Source organism: Dactylosporangium cerinum, assembly GCF_042653625.1.
GTDB classification, from domain to species: Bacteria; Actinomycetota; Actinomycetes; order Mycobacteriales; family Micromonosporaceae; genus Dactylosporangium; species Dactylosporangium cerinum.
Genome location: NZ_JBHSIU010000066.1, coordinates 470,639 through 489,220, shown reverse-complemented (window position 1 = coordinate 489,220; position 18,582 = coordinate 470,639). Strand labels below are relative to the sequence as shown.

At 73.3% G+C, this 18,582-nt stretch carries 19 protein-coding genes; 10 read left to right on the top strand and 9 right to left on the bottom strand.

The window, feature by feature from the left end; all coding sequences use genetic code 11:
• The first annotated feature begins 150 nt into the window (after positions 1–150).
• On the top strand, positions 151–717 hold the full coding sequence (locus ACFPIJ_RS44565; protein ID WP_380125183.1) for a hypothetical protein: 567 nt from the start codon (positions 151–153) through the stop codon (positions 715–717).
• Between the two features lie 4 nt (positions 718–721).
• Here the strand turns inward: ACFPIJ_RS44565 and ACFPIJ_RS44560 are convergent, their stop codons facing one another.
• Both ACFPIJ_RS44560 and ACFPIJ_RS44555 read right to left on the bottom strand, forming a co-directional pair.
• Positions 722–985: an FAD-dependent oxidoreductase gene (locus tag ACFPIJ_RS44560; protein WP_380125181.1), complete on the bottom strand. Its 264-nt coding sequence runs from the start codon at positions 983–985 to the stop codon at positions 722–724.
• A gap of 156 nt (positions 986–1,141) precedes the next feature.
• Complete coding sequence (locus ACFPIJ_RS44555) at positions 1,142–1,882, bottom strand: TetR/AcrR family transcriptional regulator (RefSeq protein WP_380125179.1); 741 nt, start codon at positions 1,880–1,882, stop codon at positions 1,142–1,144.
• Between the two features lie 82 nt (positions 1,883–1,964).
• Between ACFPIJ_RS44555 and ACFPIJ_RS44550 the strand changes: the two genes are divergently transcribed.
• Both ACFPIJ_RS44550 and ACFPIJ_RS44545 read left to right on the top strand, forming a co-directional pair.
• Positions 1,965–3,476 carry an MFS transporter gene (locus ACFPIJ_RS44550; RefSeq protein ID WP_380125177.1) on the top strand — a complete coding sequence of 504 codons (1,512 nt, stop codon included), beginning with the start codon at positions 1,965–1,967 and terminating at the stop codon, positions 3,474–3,476.
• The gene (locus tag ACFPIJ_RS44545; RefSeq protein ID WP_380125175.1) at positions 3,469–4,056 is read left to right on the top strand and encodes an NADPH-dependent FMN reductase; all 588 of its coding nucleotides are present in this window, start codon (positions 3,469–3,471) and stop codon (positions 4,054–4,056) included. Before ACFPIJ_RS44550 ends, ACFPIJ_RS44545 begins: the two co-directional genes overlap by 8 nt.
• Here ACFPIJ_RS44545 and ACFPIJ_RS44540 read toward each other — a convergent pair.
• On the bottom strand, positions 3,998–5,281 hold the full coding sequence (locus tag ACFPIJ_RS44540; RefSeq protein ID WP_380125173.1) for a hypothetical protein: 1,284 nt from the start codon (positions 5,279–5,281) through the stop codon (positions 3,998–4,000). The genes ACFPIJ_RS44545 and ACFPIJ_RS44540 overlap by 59 nt on opposite strands.
• A gap of 35 nt (positions 5,282–5,316) precedes the next feature.
• Here ACFPIJ_RS44540 and ACFPIJ_RS44535 point away from each other — a divergent pair, with 35 nt between their 5' ends.
• Positions 5,317–5,811: a PaaI family thioesterase gene (locus ACFPIJ_RS44535; protein WP_380125171.1), complete on the top strand. Its 495-nt coding sequence runs from the start codon at positions 5,317–5,319 to the stop codon at positions 5,809–5,811.
• On the opposite strand, the gene ACFPIJ_RS44530 is transcribed toward ACFPIJ_RS44535, so the two are convergent.
• The 3 genes from ACFPIJ_RS44530 to ACFPIJ_RS44520 are packed head-to-tail and all read right to left on the bottom strand — an operon-like array spanning position 5,795 to position 8,836.
• Entirely contained in the window at positions 5,795–7,840 is a 2,046-nt protein-coding gene (locus ACFPIJ_RS44530) for a hypothetical protein (protein WP_380125169.1), read from the bottom strand. The genes ACFPIJ_RS44535 and ACFPIJ_RS44530 overlap by 17 nt on opposite strands.
• A 21-nt stretch (positions 7,841–7,861) precedes the next feature.
• Positions 7,862–8,188 (bottom strand): hypothetical protein, encoded by a 327-nt coding sequence (locus ACFPIJ_RS44525; protein ID WP_380125167.1) that lies wholly within the window; start codon positions 8,186–8,188, stop codon positions 7,862–7,864.
• A gap of 3 nt (positions 8,189–8,191) precedes the next feature.
• A complete protein-coding gene (locus ACFPIJ_RS44520) occupies positions 8,192–8,836 on the bottom strand; it encodes a tyrosine-protein phosphatase (protein ID WP_380125423.1) in 645 nt (214 codons plus the stop codon).
• Between the two features lie 47 nt (positions 8,837–8,883).
• Between ACFPIJ_RS44520 and ACFPIJ_RS44515 the strand changes: the two genes are divergently transcribed.
• Complete coding sequence (locus tag ACFPIJ_RS44515) at positions 8,884–9,219, top strand: hypothetical protein (RefSeq protein WP_380125166.1); 336 nt, start codon at positions 8,884–8,886, stop codon at positions 9,217–9,219.
• On the opposite strand, the gene ACFPIJ_RS44510 is transcribed toward ACFPIJ_RS44515, so the two are convergent.
• Both ACFPIJ_RS44510 and ACFPIJ_RS44505 read right to left on the bottom strand, forming a co-directional pair.
• On the bottom strand, positions 9,214–10,122 hold the full coding sequence (locus ACFPIJ_RS44510) for an ADP-ribosylglycohydrolase family protein (RefSeq protein WP_380125164.1): 909 nt from the start codon (positions 10,120–10,122) through the stop codon (positions 9,214–9,216). The two genes, ACFPIJ_RS44515 and ACFPIJ_RS44510, sit on opposite strands and share 6 nt — an antisense overlap.
• A gap of 365 nt (positions 10,123–10,487) precedes the next feature.
• Positions 10,488–12,146, bottom strand: coding sequence for a protein kinase domain-containing protein (locus ACFPIJ_RS44505; RefSeq protein ID WP_380125162.1), 1,659 nt, complete (start codon positions 12,144–12,146; stop codon positions 10,488–10,490).
• Between the two features lie 85 nt (positions 12,147–12,231).
• Here ACFPIJ_RS44505 and ACFPIJ_RS44500 point away from each other — a divergent pair, with 85 nt between their 5' ends.
• The gene (locus ACFPIJ_RS44500; RefSeq protein WP_380125160.1) at positions 12,232–12,789 is read left to right on the top strand and encodes an Rv0361 family membrane protein; all 558 of its coding nucleotides are present in this window, start codon (positions 12,232–12,234) and stop codon (positions 12,787–12,789) included.
• Here the strand turns inward: ACFPIJ_RS44500 and ACFPIJ_RS44495 are convergent.
• Complete coding sequence (locus ACFPIJ_RS44495) at positions 12,777–14,375, bottom strand: amidohydrolase family protein (protein ID WP_380125158.1); 1,599 nt, start codon at positions 14,373–14,375, stop codon at positions 12,777–12,779. The genes ACFPIJ_RS44500 and ACFPIJ_RS44495 overlap by 13 nt on opposite strands.
• Before the next feature lie 98 nt (positions 14,376–14,473).
• Between ACFPIJ_RS44495 and ACFPIJ_RS44490 the strand changes: the two genes are divergently transcribed.
• From ACFPIJ_RS44490 to ACFPIJ_RS44475, 4 genes are all read left to right on the top strand, one after another.
• Complete coding sequence (locus tag ACFPIJ_RS44490; RefSeq protein WP_380125156.1) at positions 14,474–16,015, top strand: phenylacetate--CoA ligase family protein; 1,542 nt, start codon at positions 14,474–14,476, stop codon at positions 16,013–16,015.
• Positions 16,012–16,464 carry a DUF4188 domain-containing protein gene (locus ACFPIJ_RS44485; protein WP_380125154.1) on the top strand — a complete coding sequence of 151 codons (453 nt, stop codon included), beginning with the start codon at positions 16,012–16,014 and terminating at the stop codon, positions 16,462–16,464. The genes ACFPIJ_RS44490 and ACFPIJ_RS44485 overlap by 4 nt, the downstream gene beginning before the upstream one ends.
• An 82-nt stretch (positions 16,465–16,546) precedes the next feature.
• The gene (locus ACFPIJ_RS44480) at positions 16,547–17,626 is read left to right on the top strand and encodes a GNAT family N-acetyltransferase (RefSeq protein WP_380125152.1); all 1,080 of its coding nucleotides are present in this window, start codon (positions 16,547–16,549) and stop codon (positions 17,624–17,626) included.
• Positions 17,623–18,576, top strand: a complete 954-nt coding sequence (locus ACFPIJ_RS44475; RefSeq protein WP_380125150.1) for a nitroreductase family protein — start codon at positions 17,623–17,625, stop codon at positions 18,574–18,576. The genes ACFPIJ_RS44480 and ACFPIJ_RS44475 overlap by 4 nt, the downstream gene beginning before the upstream one ends.
• The last annotated feature ends 6 nt before the right edge of the window (positions 18,577–18,582 follow it).

Genomic DNA, 18,582 nt, shown 5'->3' with positions numbered 1-18,582 from the left:
CGTCGCCCCAATATTCGCCGGCGTCTACCACTGTCGTGTCCGGCGCGGGTTGTGGATCTTCTTGTCGGATGCCATGTCTACACTGCTGGCCAAGATCGTCCGTCGAGGTCAGGCAGGGCCGGCAATGGGTTTCTGGGCAGATATGTGGTCGTGCGCTCAGCCGAGCCGCCGGCGCGGCTCCTGCCGGGGACCATGGCGTTGGGCGATGCCGTTCCCAGCAGCGGCGGGCCGTGGCGCGCGGGCTGGCAGGTGTGGGTGGTCCGGGACTCGTCCGGGCCGCTGCCGGAGGATCTGCTCGACCGGCTGCGCACCGCAACCGGCGGGCCGGTGCTGCTCGGCCGGGTGCTGGACAGCAGCGCCGTCCGGGTCACCGGGGTCGGTGCGGCTCCGCCGCCGTGGGAGGTGTGGCTGCAGCTCGACTATGCGATGGGCTACCTGCTGGCGCCGCCGAGTCCTTTCGACGATGACGGCAACTTCCTTGGTAGCGATTGGCGCGACCCCGAATACGAGGCAGAGGTCGAACTGGTCCGGCGCGAGATCCTCGATGAGGCACCCGGCGGCACGGCCGGAGCCCGCACCGTGACGGACTGGGCTCGCGGCGCGGGCCTGACCCCGGACAGCGTGGAAGCGGTCGCCGGTGTCCTGGACGGCAAGGAGACGTTCGCCGAGGATCTGTTCTTCGACCTGCTCCGGCGGCTCGGCCTCAGCACCGGGTAGCGGATCAGCCGCCGGTGAAGAAGTCGATGAGGCTGAAGGGGGCGCGGTCGCCGAGGCAGGCCTCCAGGATCTCGTGGGCGTCGGCGGCCTCGGCCGCGCTGCGGGCGAACATCGCCGACTCGTGGGCGGCGAGGGCGGCTTCGAGGTCGCCGGGGTTGGCGGCGATCGCCTTGCCGAGCTCGGCGCCGTCGAACATGGCGAGATTCGCGCCCTCGCCGGACGGTGGCATCAGATGGGCGGCGTCGCCGATGAGGGTCACCCCGGGCACGCGGTCCCAGCGGTGGGCGTCCGGCAGGGCGTGGATCGAGCAGCACCTTGCCGTGCTGGTCGAGCACCCGGGACGCGGCGCCGCCCACGTGGATGAACGCCGTTCCAGAACATCATGGAACGGCGTTCCAGAAGCGTCAAGGTCGTACCGATGATCTCACTCTGAAAGCGGCAAATCAGGCAATACAGCCGCGATCGCGTCGAGGACGATGTCGAGGCCGAACTGGAACCGCACGTCCGGCGGCTGGTGCGACAGCCGGCCCTCGCGGATGTTGCGGTTGAACATCGGGTACCGGCCGGACGCGACGACCTGGCTGACGTACGGGCCGACGTACTGCGCCATCCACTGCCCGCGGTCCATGCCGGTGTGCCGGGCGTGCTCCAGCCAGCCGATCTCCTCCCGGACGGCACTGTCGACGTAGTTGACCACCATGTTGTTCAGCGTCGTCATCGTGTCGACGGGCAGGCCGAAGCCGTCCAGGGCGCCCAGCGCGAAGTCGAACACGCGCAGGGACTGCGGGCCGAGGGTCGGGCGCCGGGCCAGGCTCACGCTCCAGGGGTGGCGCAGCCCGGCCTCGCGCGAGCGGTGCGCCACCAGGGACAGGTCGGCCCGCCAGTCGCCGCTGGGCCGCCCGGGCAGGTCGATCTCGCCGGTGACCGCGTCGACCATGAGGTCGAGGAGGTCGTCCCGCCTGGGCACGTACCGGTACAGCGACATCGCGCCGGTGCCCAGTTCCTCGGCGATGCGGCGCATCGTGGCGGCGTCCAGGCCGTCGGCGTCGGCGATGCGCACGGCGATCGCGGTGATCTGCGCCCTGCTGTAGCCGGGGCGCCGACCGGGACCCGACCGCTGCACCTGTTCCGGCCGCATCCAGATGCTGACGTTGCTGTCCGTCACGTCACACCTCCCTCTCTTGCGTACATCGTACTCGAATGGCAGGGTTCGAATTCAGGTACGGCGTACGCGAATGGAGTGGAACGTGAACCGAAGGCTCTACGCAGGTGTGGTCGGGGTGATCCTCGGCATGGTCACCGCCCCGCTCGACGGGATGATGCTCGGCCCCGCGCTGCCGGTCATCGTCACCGATCTCGGCGGGGCGCAGGACTTCTCCTGGGTGATGACGGCATATCTGGTACCGATGGCGGCGGCGACGCCGATCTGGGGCAAGCTCGGCGACCTGTACGGGCGCAAGGCGGCCTACCTGTCGGCGATCGCGCTGTTCCTGCTCGGTTCGGCCCTGGCCGGCACGGCGCAGGAAATGTGGCAGCTCATCGCCTTCCGTGTGGTGCAGGGCCTGGGCGGCGGCGGCCTCATGGTCGGCGCGCTGGCGCTCATCGCCGAGCTGGTCCCGCCCCGGCAGAGCGCCCGGCTGATGGGCCTGTTCGGCGTGATCATGCCGGCCGCGCTGATCGCCGGGCCCCTGCTCGGCGGCGTGTTCGCCGAGCAGCTGAGCTGGCGGTGGGCGTTCTACGTCAACCTGCCGGTCGGCGCCGTCGCCGCGCTGCTCGTCGCGACCAGGATCCGCCTCGAGCGGCGCCGGCTCGCCGCCCGGATCGACGTGGCCGGGGCGGCCCTGCTGACGACCGTGCTGGTGTCGCTGAGCCTGCTCGCCAGCTGGGGCGGCACCCGGTACACCTGGACATCCCTGCCGATCGCCGGGCTGGCCGGGACCGCGGTCGTGACGACGGCGGGCTTCCTGTGGGTGGAACGGCGGGCGGCCGAGCCCGTGGTGCCGCTGCGGCTGTTCGCCGACCGGAGCTTCACCCTGGCCCAGGTCGTGCGCCTGACCGCGGGTGCGGCGATGATGGTGTTCGCCGCGTTCCTGCCGCTGTACATGCAGCTGGCGAAGGGCGCCTCCCCGACCGCGAGCGGCCTGCTGATCCTGCCCGCGATGCTCGGCATGGTCGCCGTTTCGGTCGGCAGCGGCCAGTACATCTCCCGCACCGGCAGGTATCGCGGCATCGCGGTCCTCGGCGGTGCGGTGCTGACCGGCGGCATGCTCGCGCTGTTCGCCCTCACACCGGACACCGGCCTGGTCCCGGCCTCGGCGCTGACCCTGTTCGGCGGGGCCGGAGTGGGCCTGATCATGCAGAGCACCACCATCGTCACGATCAACAGCGCGGCGCCCCGGGACATGGGCGCGGCGAGCGGCTCGGTCACGCTCTGGCACACCATGGGCGCCTCGCTCGGCGCCGCAGTGCTCGGTGCCCTGTACACCGGCCGCCTGACGGACACCCTCCAGGCCCGCCTCGGCACCGGACGGGCCGGTGAGGTCCTCGCCGACGGCCGGCTGACCGTCGCCGCACGCCTGCCCGGCGAGGTCCAGGACGCGATCCGCGCCGGCGTCACCGACGGCGTGCACGGCATGGCCGCCGCCGGCGCGGCCCTCGGCGTCGTCGCGTTCACCCTCGCCTGCCTCATCCGCGAGACCCCGCTGCGCGACCGCAACACCCCGGCATCCACGACAACCCTTGAGGAGCACCATGTCTGAGCAGCGCCTGCAGCTCGCCGTCATCATCGGCAGCGTCCGCGACGGGCGGTTCGGCCCGACCGTCGCCAACTGGTTCGCCGGCGAGGCCGCGGGCCGCGACGACGTCCACGTCGACCTGGTCGACCTCGCCGAGGTGCGCATCGGCGCCGCGGCCCCGACGATGTCGCCCCCGGCCGAGGTCCTCCGGGCGCTCGGCGACCTGACGCCACGGCTGGCCGCCGCGGACGCGTTCGTCGTGGTCACCCCGGAGTACAACCGCAGCTACCCGGGTGCCCTGAAGAACGCCATCGACTGGCACAACGCCCAGTTCCACGCCAAGCCGGTCGGGTTCGTGTCCTACGGCGGCCGCTCCGGTGGCCTGCGCGCCGTGGAACACCTGCGGCTCGTCTTCGCCGAGCTGCACGCCGTCACCACCCGCGACACGGTCAGCTTCCACGGCACCTGGGACCAGTTCGACGGCGACGGCCGGCCCAAGGACCCGCAGGGCCCCGCGTCCGCCGCGTCCGCCCTGCTCGATCAGGTCACGTGGTGGGCGCGGGCGCTGAAGGACGCCAAGCGCGCCACCCCGTACCGGGCCTGACCCGGCGGCGGTGCCGCAGGAGCGCCGGCAGCCACGGCCCGGTCCCGAGGACCGTCAGGATCAGCAGCAACGGCAGCCGCCACCACCACGTGATGCTCGCCGGCGGTGCGGGTGGCGGCGCCGCGACCCAGGGACGGGCGGTCTTCGACCAGGCCAGGAACGCGTCGCCGACCGGGAGCAGACCGAGGGCGTAGCGCTTCGTCCACGGCGTGCTGACCGGGACACCGGCGAACTCGCCGTAGTTCGCGAGGGCCCCGGCGAGCGCGTCGTCGTGGTTGACCTGGGCGGCGCCGATGGTGACCACGGTCGCGGACAGGCTCACGCCGAGCGGGAGGGGACCGGAGTCGACGTCCGCCGGGCCGTCCATCCCGGCGGGGTACTCGCGCACGGCCGGCCCGAGCCGTCGCACCACGTACTGGTCCCGGAACCGCAGGTACTGGTCACGGGCGAACGCGGGGTCGATGTCGGGCAGGAACCGGTGGATGATGCTCTGGGACGTGGCCCGGGCCACCTCGGCCGGCTCGCCGGTCCCGGCGGAGACCCGGTGCGGCATCAGGCCGGTGCGCGGGTCGAGCCGGTCGCGGACCCCGCCGAGCCACCGCTGCACCGTCGCGGTGTACCGGGCCGGCAGCAGGGCGTCGTGCAGGCGCAGCGACGCGATCGCCACCGTCGAGTCCACCGGCCACGCCTGCCCTGGATAGGCGGTCAGGAACGGCGACGCCGACGCGTCGAACGCGGCGCCGAGCGCGGCGGAGTCGTCGACGAACCGGCGCAGCTCCCCCGGATCGCGCCGGTCCGCCGGTTGCAGGCCGAGCACGCCACCGAGCAGCCAGTTGCTCCAGCCGCGGTAGAACACGCCGTAGGACGGGGTGAGACCCTCGCTGAACGGTGCCCGGCCGGCCGGGGAGCTCAGCTGCGTGAACGCCCACCGCGCCTCGCGCAGCGGCGCCGCCCGGTCGGCGGGCTTCCCGCGCATGCCGAGCTCGACCCAGGTCAGCCCGTACAGCACGTGCATGAAGAAATAGCCCTCGGGATAGAGCGCCTGCGCGTCGGTGGCGGCCCCGCCGTCGATCGCGGCGCGCAGGAACGCCAGTTGCCGCCGCACCCCGGCGGCGTCGCCGGCCGTTGCGGGCGCGACCAGCCGGATCGCACCGACCAGCGCGCACAGGCTGACGGCGACCAACCGGAACGACCATCGCAGGACCCGGCGTACCTTCGACGGCATCCGCTGATCGTACAGAGCGTCCGAGATGGAGCGACATGAGCGACCGGGAGCCGGCACCACCTGAGGTGCAGCAGCGCGTCAGGGCCAGCTTCGAGCGGCAGGGGCTCATGGCGCATCTCGGTGCCCGGCTGACGCACATCGGGCCCGGGCGGGCGCACATCGAGCTCGACAGCCGGCCCGAGGTGACCCAGCAGCACGGCTACATCCACGCCGGCGCGACCAGCGCCATCGCCGACAGCGCCGGCGGATACGCCGCGCTCACGCTGTTCCCCGACGACGCCGACGTGCTCACCGTCGAGTACAAGCTCAACCTCCTGGCGCCCGCGCGGGAACACATCGAGGCGGTCGGCACGGTCCTCAAGTCGGGCCGGACGTTGACCGTGTGCCGCCTCGACGTGTTCGACGCCGGCGGCCGGCTCGTCGCCGCCGGCCAGCAGACCCTGATCCGCCTTCCAACCGTCTCGCCGGCCGTCTCGCCGGGCCTCTCGCCGGGCGGTGATGCCGGCGGCGCCGTCAGCGCAGGCGGGTGATCGCCGCCCGCAGCGTCTCGCGGAGCGCGTCGTCGCGCCAGACCCAGCCCATGGTCCCGGCGCAGACCACCCGCTCGTCGCGTTCTGCCAGGTCGACCAGGCCCGGGACGGCCGTGACCGCGTCCATGTCGGCGAGGAGCGTCACCGCTGCCGGGTTCCCGCCCGGATCGGCGGCCGTGGCGAGCAGCGACGGGACCAGGTCGGCAACCGGGGTGCCGAGCTTCCACAGCGCGCGGGCCGCGTCCACCCGGCTCCACGGCGCGCCTTCGCTCAGCAGCCGCCACAGGCCCGGGGCGAGTTCGGCGCCGGCCGGGGCGAGCTCGGCGGCGAGGCTCGCGGCGGCGTCGGCCTGCCGGTGGTCGGCAAGGACGGCGGCCACCACCGGCAGCGCCCGCCCAGGGTCGCCGGTGGCGCGCCACAGCACCTCGGCGAGCGCCAACCGTATGTGTGCGTCGCCCGACGCCAGGTCCCGCAGTCGCGTTTGCAGGTGTGGTACGGCCGGCGCAAGGTCCGTCCCGGCGGCGGCCGCGAACCGCAGGTCCCACGCGCCCGGACGGCGTTGCCCGCCGATGGCCGCGACGAGGGGTGCCGGGTCGCGGGTGAGGTTCCAGACCGCGTGCCCGGCGCGGATATCGCCGCCGGCGGCCCGCTCGCGCAGCGCCGGCACCGCGGGCAGTGCCGCCGGCCCGATCGCGGCGAGGGCCCGGGGCGCGACGCCGGACGCCCGGTCGTAGGCGGCGATGAGCTCCGGCACCGCGTCGGCGGCCGCCGGACCCCACGTGCCCAGCAGCTGGACGAGGTAGATCGATGCGTTGGGATCCTCGCCGTCGGTGAAGGACGCCATGATGCTGCGGCGGCGGCCGGCTGGTGCGGCACTGTGGGCGCTGAGGCGCTGCCGCACCGCGGCAAGAACCTCCGCGTCGAAGGCCGGCGGGTGCTCGTCGAACAGTCTGGCGGCGCTGAGGTCACGGCCGGCCGACCACACCGCGAGCGCCGGCGCCTTCCACCGGGCGTCACCGAGCCTGATCAGGGTGTCCAGCGCGGTCCTCGCCGGCTCGTCGTCGGTCGCGGCAGCGATCGACGCCAGCCGGTCGGCCACCGCCGCCACGGGCCGGCCGGCGGCGTCTGCGGCGGACACCGCGGCGGCGCGCACGGCGGCGTCGGGGTCGTCCAGCAGCCGGGCGAGCCGGTCCATCAGCAGCGGTGGCGCGGACCGCAGGGCCCGGAACCGGCTCTCCAGGCCGGCCGCGGCCCGCTGCCGGGGAAACGCGGTGGGCCGGGCGAGCAGCGCGTCCGTCAACGCCGCCGCGGCCTCGGCGGGCAGGACCCGGGTGAGGTCGCTCGGGTCGCCGTCGGCGGTGTGCCACGATCCGAGCCAGCGCCGGCCCTGGTCGTGCGCCACTGCCACCAGCGTCATATCGGCGGCCGGCAGCGCCAGTCCGGCCCGCGCACCGGCGAACGCCGCTGCCAGGGGCACCGGGAACGGCTCGGTCAGCGCCGTCCGCAGCAGCGCGGCATCCGGGGCGGCGTCGTGCAGCGCGATGCCGAGCAGCAGCGACGCCCGGACGGCGGGTGCGGGCTCGACGGCCCAGCGCGCCCGCAGGTCCTCCGCGTGATGCGGGCCGCTGCGGGCGAGGGCATACGCGGTGGCCTCCCTGACCTCCGGATCAGGGTCCTCGAGGCCGGGCAGCAGCCGCGCGCTCACCGCCGCGATCGCGGCGTGGACGGCCGGCTGTTCCTGCCCTCTGCTCGTGTCCGGGTCACACAGGTTGCCGATGGTGGCGATCAATGCGGCCCGGCCGTGCACACCGGGCCGGACGGCCAGCTCCACCAGGAACGGCACGGCCACGACCGTCGCCGGGTAGACGCTGCCCTGGTGATACAGCGTCGAGTGCAGTTCGAACCGCCCGTCGTTCGCCGCCTGCGGGTCGGGCGAGGCGATGGCCCGGAGGATGTCCGGCGCGTCGGTCGCCGGCCCGTAGGCGCCCTGGTGCAGCGCCCAGTCGATGTCGTCCCACCCGTGCGTCACCGGCGACACGGTACGCGCCGGTCAGCCGCGGTGCGGCCCGGGCAGCCCACGCACGAGGTGCCGCAGCCGCAGTGGCGCCTCGGCGAGGTATGCCTCCACCGAGCGTCGCACCAGCCGGGCGGCGACCAACACCTCGGCGTCGGTCCCGCGGTCCAGGGCCTCCGACAACATGGCGAGCGGTGTGACGATCGCCGATTCGACGGTCTCTGTGAGCGCGTCCAGATATCGGGAGTCCTCGGTGAGGACGAGGTCGACCAGTTCGCGCGCCGTTGCGCGCACGGCGGCCAGGTCGGCGTCCCTGACCGCGTCCGCGGCACCGTTCCAGTCGGGCAGCCAGGCCGGCAGCACGGGTCAGCCGCGCAGCCTGGTCCGGAGCGCGGACAGCTGCGCCGGCGTCAGGCCGTGCTCGAGGAGGTAGCCTTCGGCGCCGCCCCAGCGCTCGTCGACGAGTTCGAGCATGGACAGGATCGACTCCGGCTCGCACTCAACCCCGGGATGCGTCGGCGAGTAGGCGTAATCGTCGGCGATGGCGTCGTCGGGCACCCCCGCCACCCGCAGCAGCAGCGCGACGAGCATGCCCGTGCGGTCCTGGCCGGCCTGGCAGTGCACGAGCACCGCCCCGGGCGGCGCGTCGGCCACCGCCGCGACGGCAGCCACGACCCGGCGCGCGTCACCGGCGATACGGCACCGGTACAGCTCGTCGATGCCCGCCAGGTCCGACAGCTCGGCGGCGGGGTCGTCGTCGGGATCGGTGAACGGCACGAGCCGGTACATCGGGTCATCGGCGAGCACGTTGGGCCGCATCCGCGCCTCGTCCGCGCACCGCAGGTCGATGATGCGCGTGACCCCGTGCGCGCGCAGCGCCGCGACCCCGTCGGCGGTCAGCTCGTGCGGGGAGTCCGAACGCACCACCGCCCCGTGCCGCACCCTGCCACCGTCCACCGCCGGCAGCCCACCGAGATCCCGGGCGTTGTGCAGCCCTTCCCACCGCAGCATCGTCACCCGCCAAGCGTAGGCGACCACCGTGAGAGACAATCATGCTCGTGCTCGCCAGATGGAGACGCGCCAGACCCCGACCGACGCTCGACCCGGGCACCGGCAATTTCAGCTTCGCGGCCCTGCAGGCAATGGGCAACCCGATGCCGCTGCTCGTGCAGAACGACAGCGACGCCCTGCTGCAGCTGTTCCTGGAGCCGTTCGGCCAGGGCTACTGGCTCGGTCCCGGCGAGGCCGTGACGGTGACGTCCTACGGGCCCTGGGAGGACCACCCGTTCGAAACCGTCCACGAACCCAACCGCATCACCGTCTGGGCCACGTCCTGCTTCGCCGCCGTCTCCGACACCGCCGGCAACGAGATACGACCCGGTCTCCCCTCATAACGGCCGGTCCTGGTCCAGTCGTTTCGCGAGCTCGGCCAGATCGTCGCAGGTCCGGGGGCGGTCACCGAATCCCGGGACCGGCACGAACACCGCGCGGCGCCACTGCTCCGGGATGTCGTCGACGCCGTGGACCGCGCCGGCGAGGCCTCCGGTCACCGCGGCGAGCGTGTCGGTGTCGCCGCCGAGATCGATGACGCCGGCGACGGCTTCCGCGTACGTGTCGCAGGTGCGCACGGCCCAGACGGCGCAGCCGAGCGTCGGCCAGACCGCGCCGTTGGACTCCGTGGCCTGGTCCGGGTCCCAGTCCGCCGCGAGGACCCGGGCCCAGCGGGCCCGGTGTGCGGGCGCGACCGCGTCGAGCGCGCCGTCGACGGCGTCGAGCGGGTCGCCGCCGTCGAGCGCGACGCGCAGCAGCTCGTGGTAGATGGCGCATCCCTCGCCGGCGGCCGGGTCGCCGTGCGTGAGGGCCGAGATCCGGCGGGCCGCGTCCATCGTGGCGGCGCGACCACCGCGGGCATGGAAGACGGCGGCCGGCACGGTGCGCATGAGCGAGCCATTGCCCGCGGCCCGCTGGTTGTGCGCGGCGTGGTCGGCGGCGGCCAGGTCCCAGGCCAGTCCGCTGGTGAGCACCGCCTCGGTCTGCAGCCCGACGTCCTTGGGCTCCGCGGCCACCCACCGGCAGAACCGCTCGAACATGTCAGCGCCGTCGAACCCGCCGCGCTCCAGCAGCGAATCGGCGACGAGCAACGCCATCTGCGTGTCGTCCGTGCCCTCCCCGGCCTCCCATCCGCCGCCGGCTTCCATCGTGGCCTCGGCGGCGTCCGGAAACTTGCGGCGGAACGCCCCGGCCGGCCCGAACTCGAACGGCGCGCCGAGCGCGTCCCCGACCGCTGACCCCACCACCGCCCCGACCACCCGATCGGCGCGGCTCCCCCGTGCGCTCCCAGTTGTGGTCACCCCGGTGGTCACCGGCCGACCCCGCAGGAGAGACGGCCCCCGCAATCGTCCAACCCGGCCGCACAGTGGTCATCCACGAAGCCCATGAAACGATCATGCACCCGGAACGGCGCGGGCGGTGCACGGCACCGACCTCGACCGTGCCGGCGCACCCGAACGGTGACGCGGCGGATCGGCGCTCCGGGCCCGCGCTCCCGGAGCGCCGCAACCGGCAAACCCTGCACAGGAAGGGTCGCGAGACAGAACGGACACGGCGCTGCCCACGCGGACCGTGCCGAGGTGGGTCCGGCCGGGAGCGCCGGGGTCGACGCTCATGCGGCCGGGGTGGTGGTGCAGGCCCAGTCCTGCTGGGCGGGCGGCGTGTAGGCCGAGACGCCGGCGGGGTTGTGGGCGCGGACCTTGAAGCACATGTAGGTGTTGGGTGCCAGGCCGTCCCAGGTGTACGACGTCGCGTTGGCGCCCGCGCTCCGCGACGTCTCGCCGTTGATGACGGTGAAGCCGCTCTCGTCGGTGGAGTTGTCGGTCCACTGCAGACGGATCGCGGTGGCGCTCACCGGGGTTGCCGTGAGGCCGGACGGGGCCGCGGGGCCGGTGCCGGGCAGGGTGACGGCGCAGACCCAGTCCTGTTGCGGGGTCGGGAAGTACAGCGACCCGCCGGCGGCGTTGTCGGCGCGGACCTTGAAGCACATGCGGGTGTCGGGGGCGAGGCCGTCCCAGTTGAGGGTGGTCGCGTTGGCCGCGGTGGTGCGGGACGTGGCGCCGTTGATGACGGTGAAGCCGGTCTCGTTGCTGGACGTGTCCTTCCACTGCAGGCGGATCGTGGTGGCGCTGACCGGGGTCGCCGTCAGGTTCGCCGGCACCGGCGGCGCGCCAGCGGGCGGGGTGCCGGTGGGCAGGCTCGGACGCGCGGACCCGGGCGCGGATGCGGACGAAGCCGCCGGGGACGGAGCCGGGCCAGTGGCACCCGCGCCGAGGCCGGCCGAGTCCGCCGCCGCGGTGGTCGAGGCGGCGGCCGGGGACTCGGGGTCGCCGTCGCGGCCGGGCAGCAGCAGCGCCGCGGCGACGACCGCCACGACAACGACCGCGGCGCCGGCGACGAGCAGCATGCGGCGGCGGTTGGTGGCCGGCACCGGAACAGGCAGGACGCGGGTGGTGGACAGCGCGGCACGGGCCGCCGCGGCGAAGGCCGCCGCCGAGGGCCAGCGCTGCGCCGGGTCCTTGGCGAGGGCCCGTTCGACCACGGCACGCACGCCGGGCGGCACGTCGTCCGGCAGCGGCGGCACCTCGTCGTTGGCGTGCCGCAGGGCGATCTGCAGCAGGCTCTCGCCGACGAACGGCAGGCGGCCGGCGAGGCAGCGGTACGCGACGACGCCCAGCGAGTAGATGTCCGACTGGGCCGTTGCCGGGTCGCCGGCGGCCCGCTCGGGCGCGATGTACGACGCGGTGCCGAGCAGCAGGCCGGTCGAGGTCTGGTGGGTCGCGGCGGCGGAGCGGGCGATGCCGAAGTCGGTGAGGACCGTGCTGCCGTCGGGGCGCAGCAGCAGGTTCGCGGGTTTGATGTCGCGGTGCGTCACGCCGTTGTCGTGGGCGGCGTGCAGGGCCTCGGCCGCCTCGGCGATCAGGCGCATCGTGGCCGCGGGCGGCAGCCGCTCCTCGCGTTCCAGGGTGCGCTCGAGGGACTCGCCCTCGATGTACTTCATGACGAGGTACATGCCGGCGGCCGGGTCGTCGCCGAAGTCGTACACGTCGACGACGCCGGGGTGGCTGATCGTGGCCATGGTGCGGGCCTCGGCCACGAACCGGCCGGCGAAGGCGAACTCCGGCTCGTCCGACGGGGCGCGCAGCAGCTTGACCGCCACGGTGCGGCCGAGCACCCGGTCGACGCCCTGCCACACGTCGCCCATGCCGCCGCTGGCGATGTGCTCGCCGAGCTCGTATCGGCCTGCCAGCACCGTTCCCGCGCCGATCAACGCCACATCCTCTCGCCCCGGCCGCAGGATCGTTCCGGCGGCGATGGCCCGGCAGCAGTGAACTCCGTGTATATACGATGTGCCCGTGACGTATCCCGGGGGACCGCCAGAGCCGTACCAACCGCAGCCACCCTACGCACCGCAGCCGCCGGTGCAGGGTCAGCCCTACGGTCAGTACCTGCCGCAGCCTGTCCAGCAGCCGGTGCCCCCGGGCGGTGAGCAGCGCGGCGGCAAGGGGGCGCTGCTCATCGGTGGCGCGGTCCTGCTGCTGATCCTGGCCGTCGTCGGCGGTTACTTCACCTTCCAGAAGGTGTTCGTGCAGACCCCGACCGAGGTCGTCGAGGCGTACCTGTCCGAGGTCGTGAAGGAGCATCCCGACGCGGGCAAGGTCGAGAAGTACCTGTGCAAGGAGGAGGCGGCGAAGCTGAGCAAGGACCTGGCCAACGACACGTCGTCCGGGTCTAGCCGCAGCACCGTCCTGGACTGGCACGTGACCGGCGAGACGATCAGCGGCAGCACCGCGACCGTCTACACGGCGTTCACCGTCAAGATCACCAGCAGTGGCCGGACGTCCACGAACAACCTCGCGCTGACGCTGGTGAAAGAGGACGGTGACTGGAAGATCTGCGGCTACGGCGAGTGACGCGGCACCCCGCCGACCCAGGTCTGCGTGACGCGGGTCGCCGGGGTGAACGGGTCGCCGTCGCAGATCGCCAGGTCGGCGGGCTCGCCCGCGGTGATGCCACCGGCGCCGGGCGCGCCGATGGACGCGGCCGCCGTCGTGGTGAGGGCCCGGACCGCCTCCACCCGGGTGAGCGCCTGCGCCGGCTGGATCGTGCGATGCACGGCGTGGCGCAGGTTGCCCAGAGGGTCCAGGGGACCGGCCGGGTGGTCGGACGCGAGGGTCAGCGGCACGCCCGCGTCCAACAGCTGCCGGCCGCCGAGCACGGTCAGGAACCGGTCGGTGCCGCCGTCGACGATCTGCGGGCCGAACGTGGTGAGGAACCCCGGCTGGTAGGTCGCCCACGCGCCGCTCGCGGCGACCAGGTCGACGGTGGCCGGGTCGAGCAGCACGAGGTGGTCGATGACGGCCGCGCCCGGTCCGGCGCCGGCGGCGCGCAGGGCCTCGGCGGCCTGCCGGACCGCGAGGTTGCCCAGGGCGTGCAGCCGCGGCCGGATACCCGCCTCGAGGTAGCCGGCCAGCAGCCGGGTGAGATCGGCGCCGGCGTAGCGCAGGTACTGCAGGTGCAGCTCCCGCCCGCGCACCGCGGAGCGCCGGCGCAGCGCGTCGCGCAGCGGGCCGGGGTGGCGGGCGGCGACGGTCTCGCGGACGGCCTGCAGGGTGAGCCGGCCGAGGGCGCGGGCCGGCAGGCACACCGCGCACCGGTCGCCGCCGTCGAGGAACAGTTTCGCCTCGCGGCTGGCGGCGCCGTACGGGCCGTCGGGCGCACCGGCGGGTCCCGGCGCGGGGCTGAGCAGGCCGGATCCGGCGCCGACGGCCCAGGACAGCCGGGGCGCCGAGGGCGCGGCCAGGCGCAGCATCAGCTCGTGCTGCTGCGGCGCGACGTACGCCTCGTGCGCGTGCGTGATGCCCAGCGCAAGGCACCGGTCCAGCGCCCGCCGGGTCAGGTCCTCCAGTGAGCCGGGCGCGTCGGCGAGGGCCCGGGCGAGGGCCTCACCGTAGGCCTGTTCCCAGATCTCGCCGGTGGGCCGGCCACGCCGGTCGCGGGTGACGTCGCCGGCCTGGGCGCGCAGGGTGGTGAGGCCGAGGGTGCGCATCGCCTGGGTGGAGACGGCGCCGCGGTGCACGTCGACGCCGCTGACAAGTATCTGACGGCCGGGTGCGACGGCGTCGAGCTCGGCGGCGGTCGGCAGGCGGCGCTGCGGCCACCGGAACGGCCGGGCGTTCCAGCACAGTAGCCAGGGCGCCTGCGGGTCCGCGGCGGCCGCGGCGCCGATCGCCGCCAGGGCCTGTGGCAGGTCGGTCCAGGCGGCGCCGTCGATGCCGAGCGTCTGCCACCCGACAACGGTGGTGTGCAGGTGCGTGTCGACGAACCCGGGCAGGATGTGGCAACCTGCGAGGTCGATCATGGTGGTCGCCGGTGGGGGCGGCGTGTCCTGCCCGCCGACGGCGGTGATGCTGTCGCCGGTGACCAGCAGCCAGCCGGGCTGCGGGTCGCAGGTCGGGCCGGCCCAGATCGTCGCTCCGGTCATGAGGGTCCCGGCCATGTGCCAACCATACTTACCCGGATGCGAGTAGGACGGCTCAGGCGCCCGGACCGCCGCGAACCGAGGATGGTAGTGGTCCAGGAGAAAGGGAACGTGTCGTGACGTTCGTGCGGCAATGGGTGCTTCGCGTCAGCAGCTTCGGGCTGACCTGGTTGTACGCGATCTACCGCGTGCATCCGGCGGTGTGGCGGCTGATGGCCCGCAACTACCGGCCGTGGATGGCCCGGTTCGCCCGCCTGCACGCGTGGATGACGTGCCAGTTCGCCGCGATCGACGTGCCCGCCTACGGTGACTTCCTGCGCCGCAACGGCTGGCAGTTCCGCTGGTTCGACCTGACCTCCTACCCGCCGACCGACAAGCTGTCCTACGTGAAGGCGTACTCGCAGGAGCAGCGCTGCTGGCACGGCCGGTTCGAGATCGCCGGCAGCGTCGTGGACGAGTCGTCGGGCTCGTCGGGCCAGCCGTACAACTGGGTCCGCAGCCGCCGCGAGCTGAACACGGTGCACAAGAACCTGGCCGGGTACACGACGCTGGTGTTCCCGTCGAAGCGGCGGTTCGTCATCAACGCCTACTCGATGGGCGCGTGGGCGACCGGCACCAACACCGGCATCGCCATGGCCCGGGTCGCGATGGTGAAGAACACCGGCCCCGACCTGGACAAGATCATCGACACGTTGCGGCACTTCGGGCCCGGCTTCGACTACGTCATCACCGCGTACCCGCCGTTCCTGAAGCACCTGCTGGACAAGATGGACGCGATCGGCTTCGACTGGGCGCCGTACCGGTTGAGTGCACTGGTCGGCGGCGAGGGGATGACCGAGGCGCTGCGGGACTACCTGGAGCAGCGGTTCACGAAGGTCCGCTCCGGCTACGGCGCCAGCGACCTCACCATCGGCATGGGCGGCGAGACCGACCTCAGCGTGTGGCTGCGCCGCCGGCTGCGCACCGACCAGCGGCTGCGGGCCGCGCTGCTCGGCCCGGACGAGCACCGGCTGCCGATGATCTTCCAGTACAACCCGCTCGAGACGTACCTGGAGACCACCGCCGACCACGAGATCCTGTGCACGATCAACACCACCGCGGTGCTGAACCCGAAGGTCCGCTACAACATCGGCGACGAGGGCAAGCTGATGTCCTACGACGACCTCGCGGCGGTCCTGAAGACCGACCCGGCCGCGTGGGCCGAGGCACAGCAGGCGTTCGCGGTGGACCGGATGCGGCTGCCGCTGCTGTTCCTGTACGGCCGCAAGGACAGCACCATCTCCTACATGGGCGCCAACATCTACCCGCAGGACGTCGAAAACGGCCTGTACCGGGACAACCCCCTCGCGCACCAGATCGAGAGCTTCTGCCTGACCCTGGAGGAGAGCACCGACCTGGAGAGCCGCCCGGTCGTGCACGTCCAGCTCCGCGACGGTGTCGACCTGGCCGAGGCCGAGGTGGCGCAGCTCGCCGACGTGTGCCGGCGCGGCCTGGTCCGCTACCTCGCCGAGGTGAGCCGCGACTTCGCCGAGTCCCTCGCCGAGGACCCGACCGCCGCGGACCTGCGCATCCGCGTCCACGAGCACCAGACCGGCCCGTTCGCCGGCACCACCGGCAAGATCAAGAACGTCTACCTGGCGAGGAGCACCGCCGCATGAGGACCACCGACTTCTCGAAGGTGCCACCGGTCGGCCAGGCCACCGCGATGTTCGTCGGCGCCACCCGCTACCGCGGGCCGCACTCCATCTTCATCCTCACCTTCACATGGTTCAAAATGGTCCGCCAGATGCGGCGGCTGCCCGGGTACTGCTGGCACACCGTCTACTGGCAGTGGCCGTTCACGCTCGGCACCATCGCGTTCTTCCGCGACAAGGACGCGCTGCTGAAGTTCGCCCGGACCAAGCACCACCGCGACCTCATGTGCTGGATCACCGACCACGGCAAGCGCAACGCCAGCGGCGGCTACATCCGCCTCTACAACGCCGAGGACAGCGGCTACACCAACGGCGTCTGGCGGGCCGAGGGCGACACCATGGCCCACATCGAGACCTACACGCCGCTGTCGCACGAGACCGACGGCCCGAGCGTGCACCGGCGGCTGGCGTGAGCGGCCAGCGGAGCGTCTCGGGCCGCTCACCAGGATTGCAGTTTGGCTCAGGCCGACGCCGGAGCGCAGCGGAGGTGGCGGCATGAGCGTTTTCGTCTCTCCGGTCACGGACCGGGCCGGGCTGCGCGCGTTCTGCGACCTGCCGCTGCGCCTGCACCCCGCCGACCGGTACGTCCCCCTCGCGGCGCAGGTCATCGCCGGGTTCAAGGACGTGCAGCTGTTCCTCGCCCGGGACGCGGCCGGCACCGTCGTGGGGCGCACGACCCTGCACCGCAACGCCAAGTTCGACGCCAAGCTCGGCCGCCGGCACCAGCTCTTCGGGCTCACCGAGTTCCGCGACGAGGAGACCGCCGCCGCCCTGTTCGACCTGGTCGCCGACCGCGGCCGGGACACCGACGCGCTGTTCGGCCCGGTCGGGCTGCTGCCCAACCAGACCGGCGGCGTCATCACGTCCGGCTTCGAGGAGCGCGGGTTCATCGACTCCGCCTGGAACCCCGCGTTCTACCCGGAGGCATACGAGCGGCACGGCTTCACCCGCCGGTTCGAGGCCGACACGTGGATCTGCGAACGGCTCGACGTCGACGCCGACGCGGTGTTCGCCTTCGACGACGCGCGCATCGAAGCGGAGCACCTCGTGCTGCGGCACGGTTCCCGCCGCGGGTTCACGAAGCAGCTGCCGATCCTGCGGGAGATGCTCAACGCCTCCTTCGCGCAGCTCGGCTACTACACCGAGATCTCCGCCGACGAGCTCGCCGCGCAGACCGACGGCCTGGCGTATCTGCTCGACGAGTCGCTGCTGCTGTGGCTGGAGAAGGACGGCCGGCCGGTCGCGTTCGTCGTCACCGTGCCCGACGTGTCGGAGTTCTTCATGAAGGTCCGCGGCCGGCTCGGCGTGCTCAACCAGCTGCGGCTGCTCGCCACCCGCGGCCGCTACCGCCGCGACGCCGTGCTCATCATCAAGGGCACCGTCCCCGGCGAGCAGGGCCGCGGCTACCTGACGCTGCTGTCCCGGGAGCTGCACCGCAACCTGCGCGCCGGCGGCTACCGCACACTGCGCAGCACCTACGTGGAGCGCGACAACCCGGCTTCGGCGGCCGGTTACCGCCGGGTGGGCGGCCGCCCGCTGCACGGCTACACCTTCTACCAGCGGGATGTCGCATGACCTGGACTGACGCGTTCAGAGCGCTGGAGGACGACTGCCGGCGCGCACCCAGCGCGCACAACACACAGCCGTGGCTGCCGCGGTACACCTCCGACAGCGTCGACATCCACTGGGACCCGGCGCGGGCGCTGCCGGATTCCGACCCGACCCGGCGGGACCTGTTCCTGTCGCTGGGCGCGTTCGTGGAGACCTCCCTCATCGTCGCCGCGTCCGCCGGGCTGCCGGTGCGGGCCGAGATCGCCGTCGACCACGCCACGCTGCGGGCCGCCCGGTTGCTCCCCGGTCCGGAGGTGTACGACACCCCGTTCACCGTGGAGTCCGTCCGGCAGCGGCGCTGCGCCCGCGGCGGCTACACGCCCGGCACCCTCGACCCGCAGAGTCTCGCCGGGCTCGGCGCCGACCTGCGGCAGGTCCCCACCCGGGAGCTCGCCGGGCCGCTCGCCGAGGCGGACCGCTGGATGTTCGGCACGCCCGCCGTCGTCGATGAACTGCGCGCCTGGATGCGCCTGTCGCCGAAGCACCCGCGGTATCACCTCGACGGCCTCACCGACCGCGCCATGGCCCTGTCCCGGGTCGAGGCGGCCGGCCTGGCCGCGATGATCGGGCCGCGCGCCTACCGGGTCACCCGCCGGCTCGGTGGACCGGCGCTGCTCGCCGCCGCGTCGAAGGGGCTGCTGCGCTACGACGGCAGCGTCCTCATCCTGGTCGGCAGCGCCGTCACCCCCGAAGCGGTCATCGACCACGGCCGCGCCCTCGTCCGCGTCTGGCTGGCGCTGTCCGAACGCGGCCTCACCGTGCACCCGCTGAGCCAGCTGCTGGACTGCGCCGCCACGAGCGCCCGGCTCGCCGCCCGCCTCGACCTCGCCCCGGACGAGTCACCCCTGGCCGTGTTCCGGGCCGGCCGCCCCCTCCAGACCCCGGTCCGGTCCGCCCGCATCCCGGCTGCATAGGCTTGA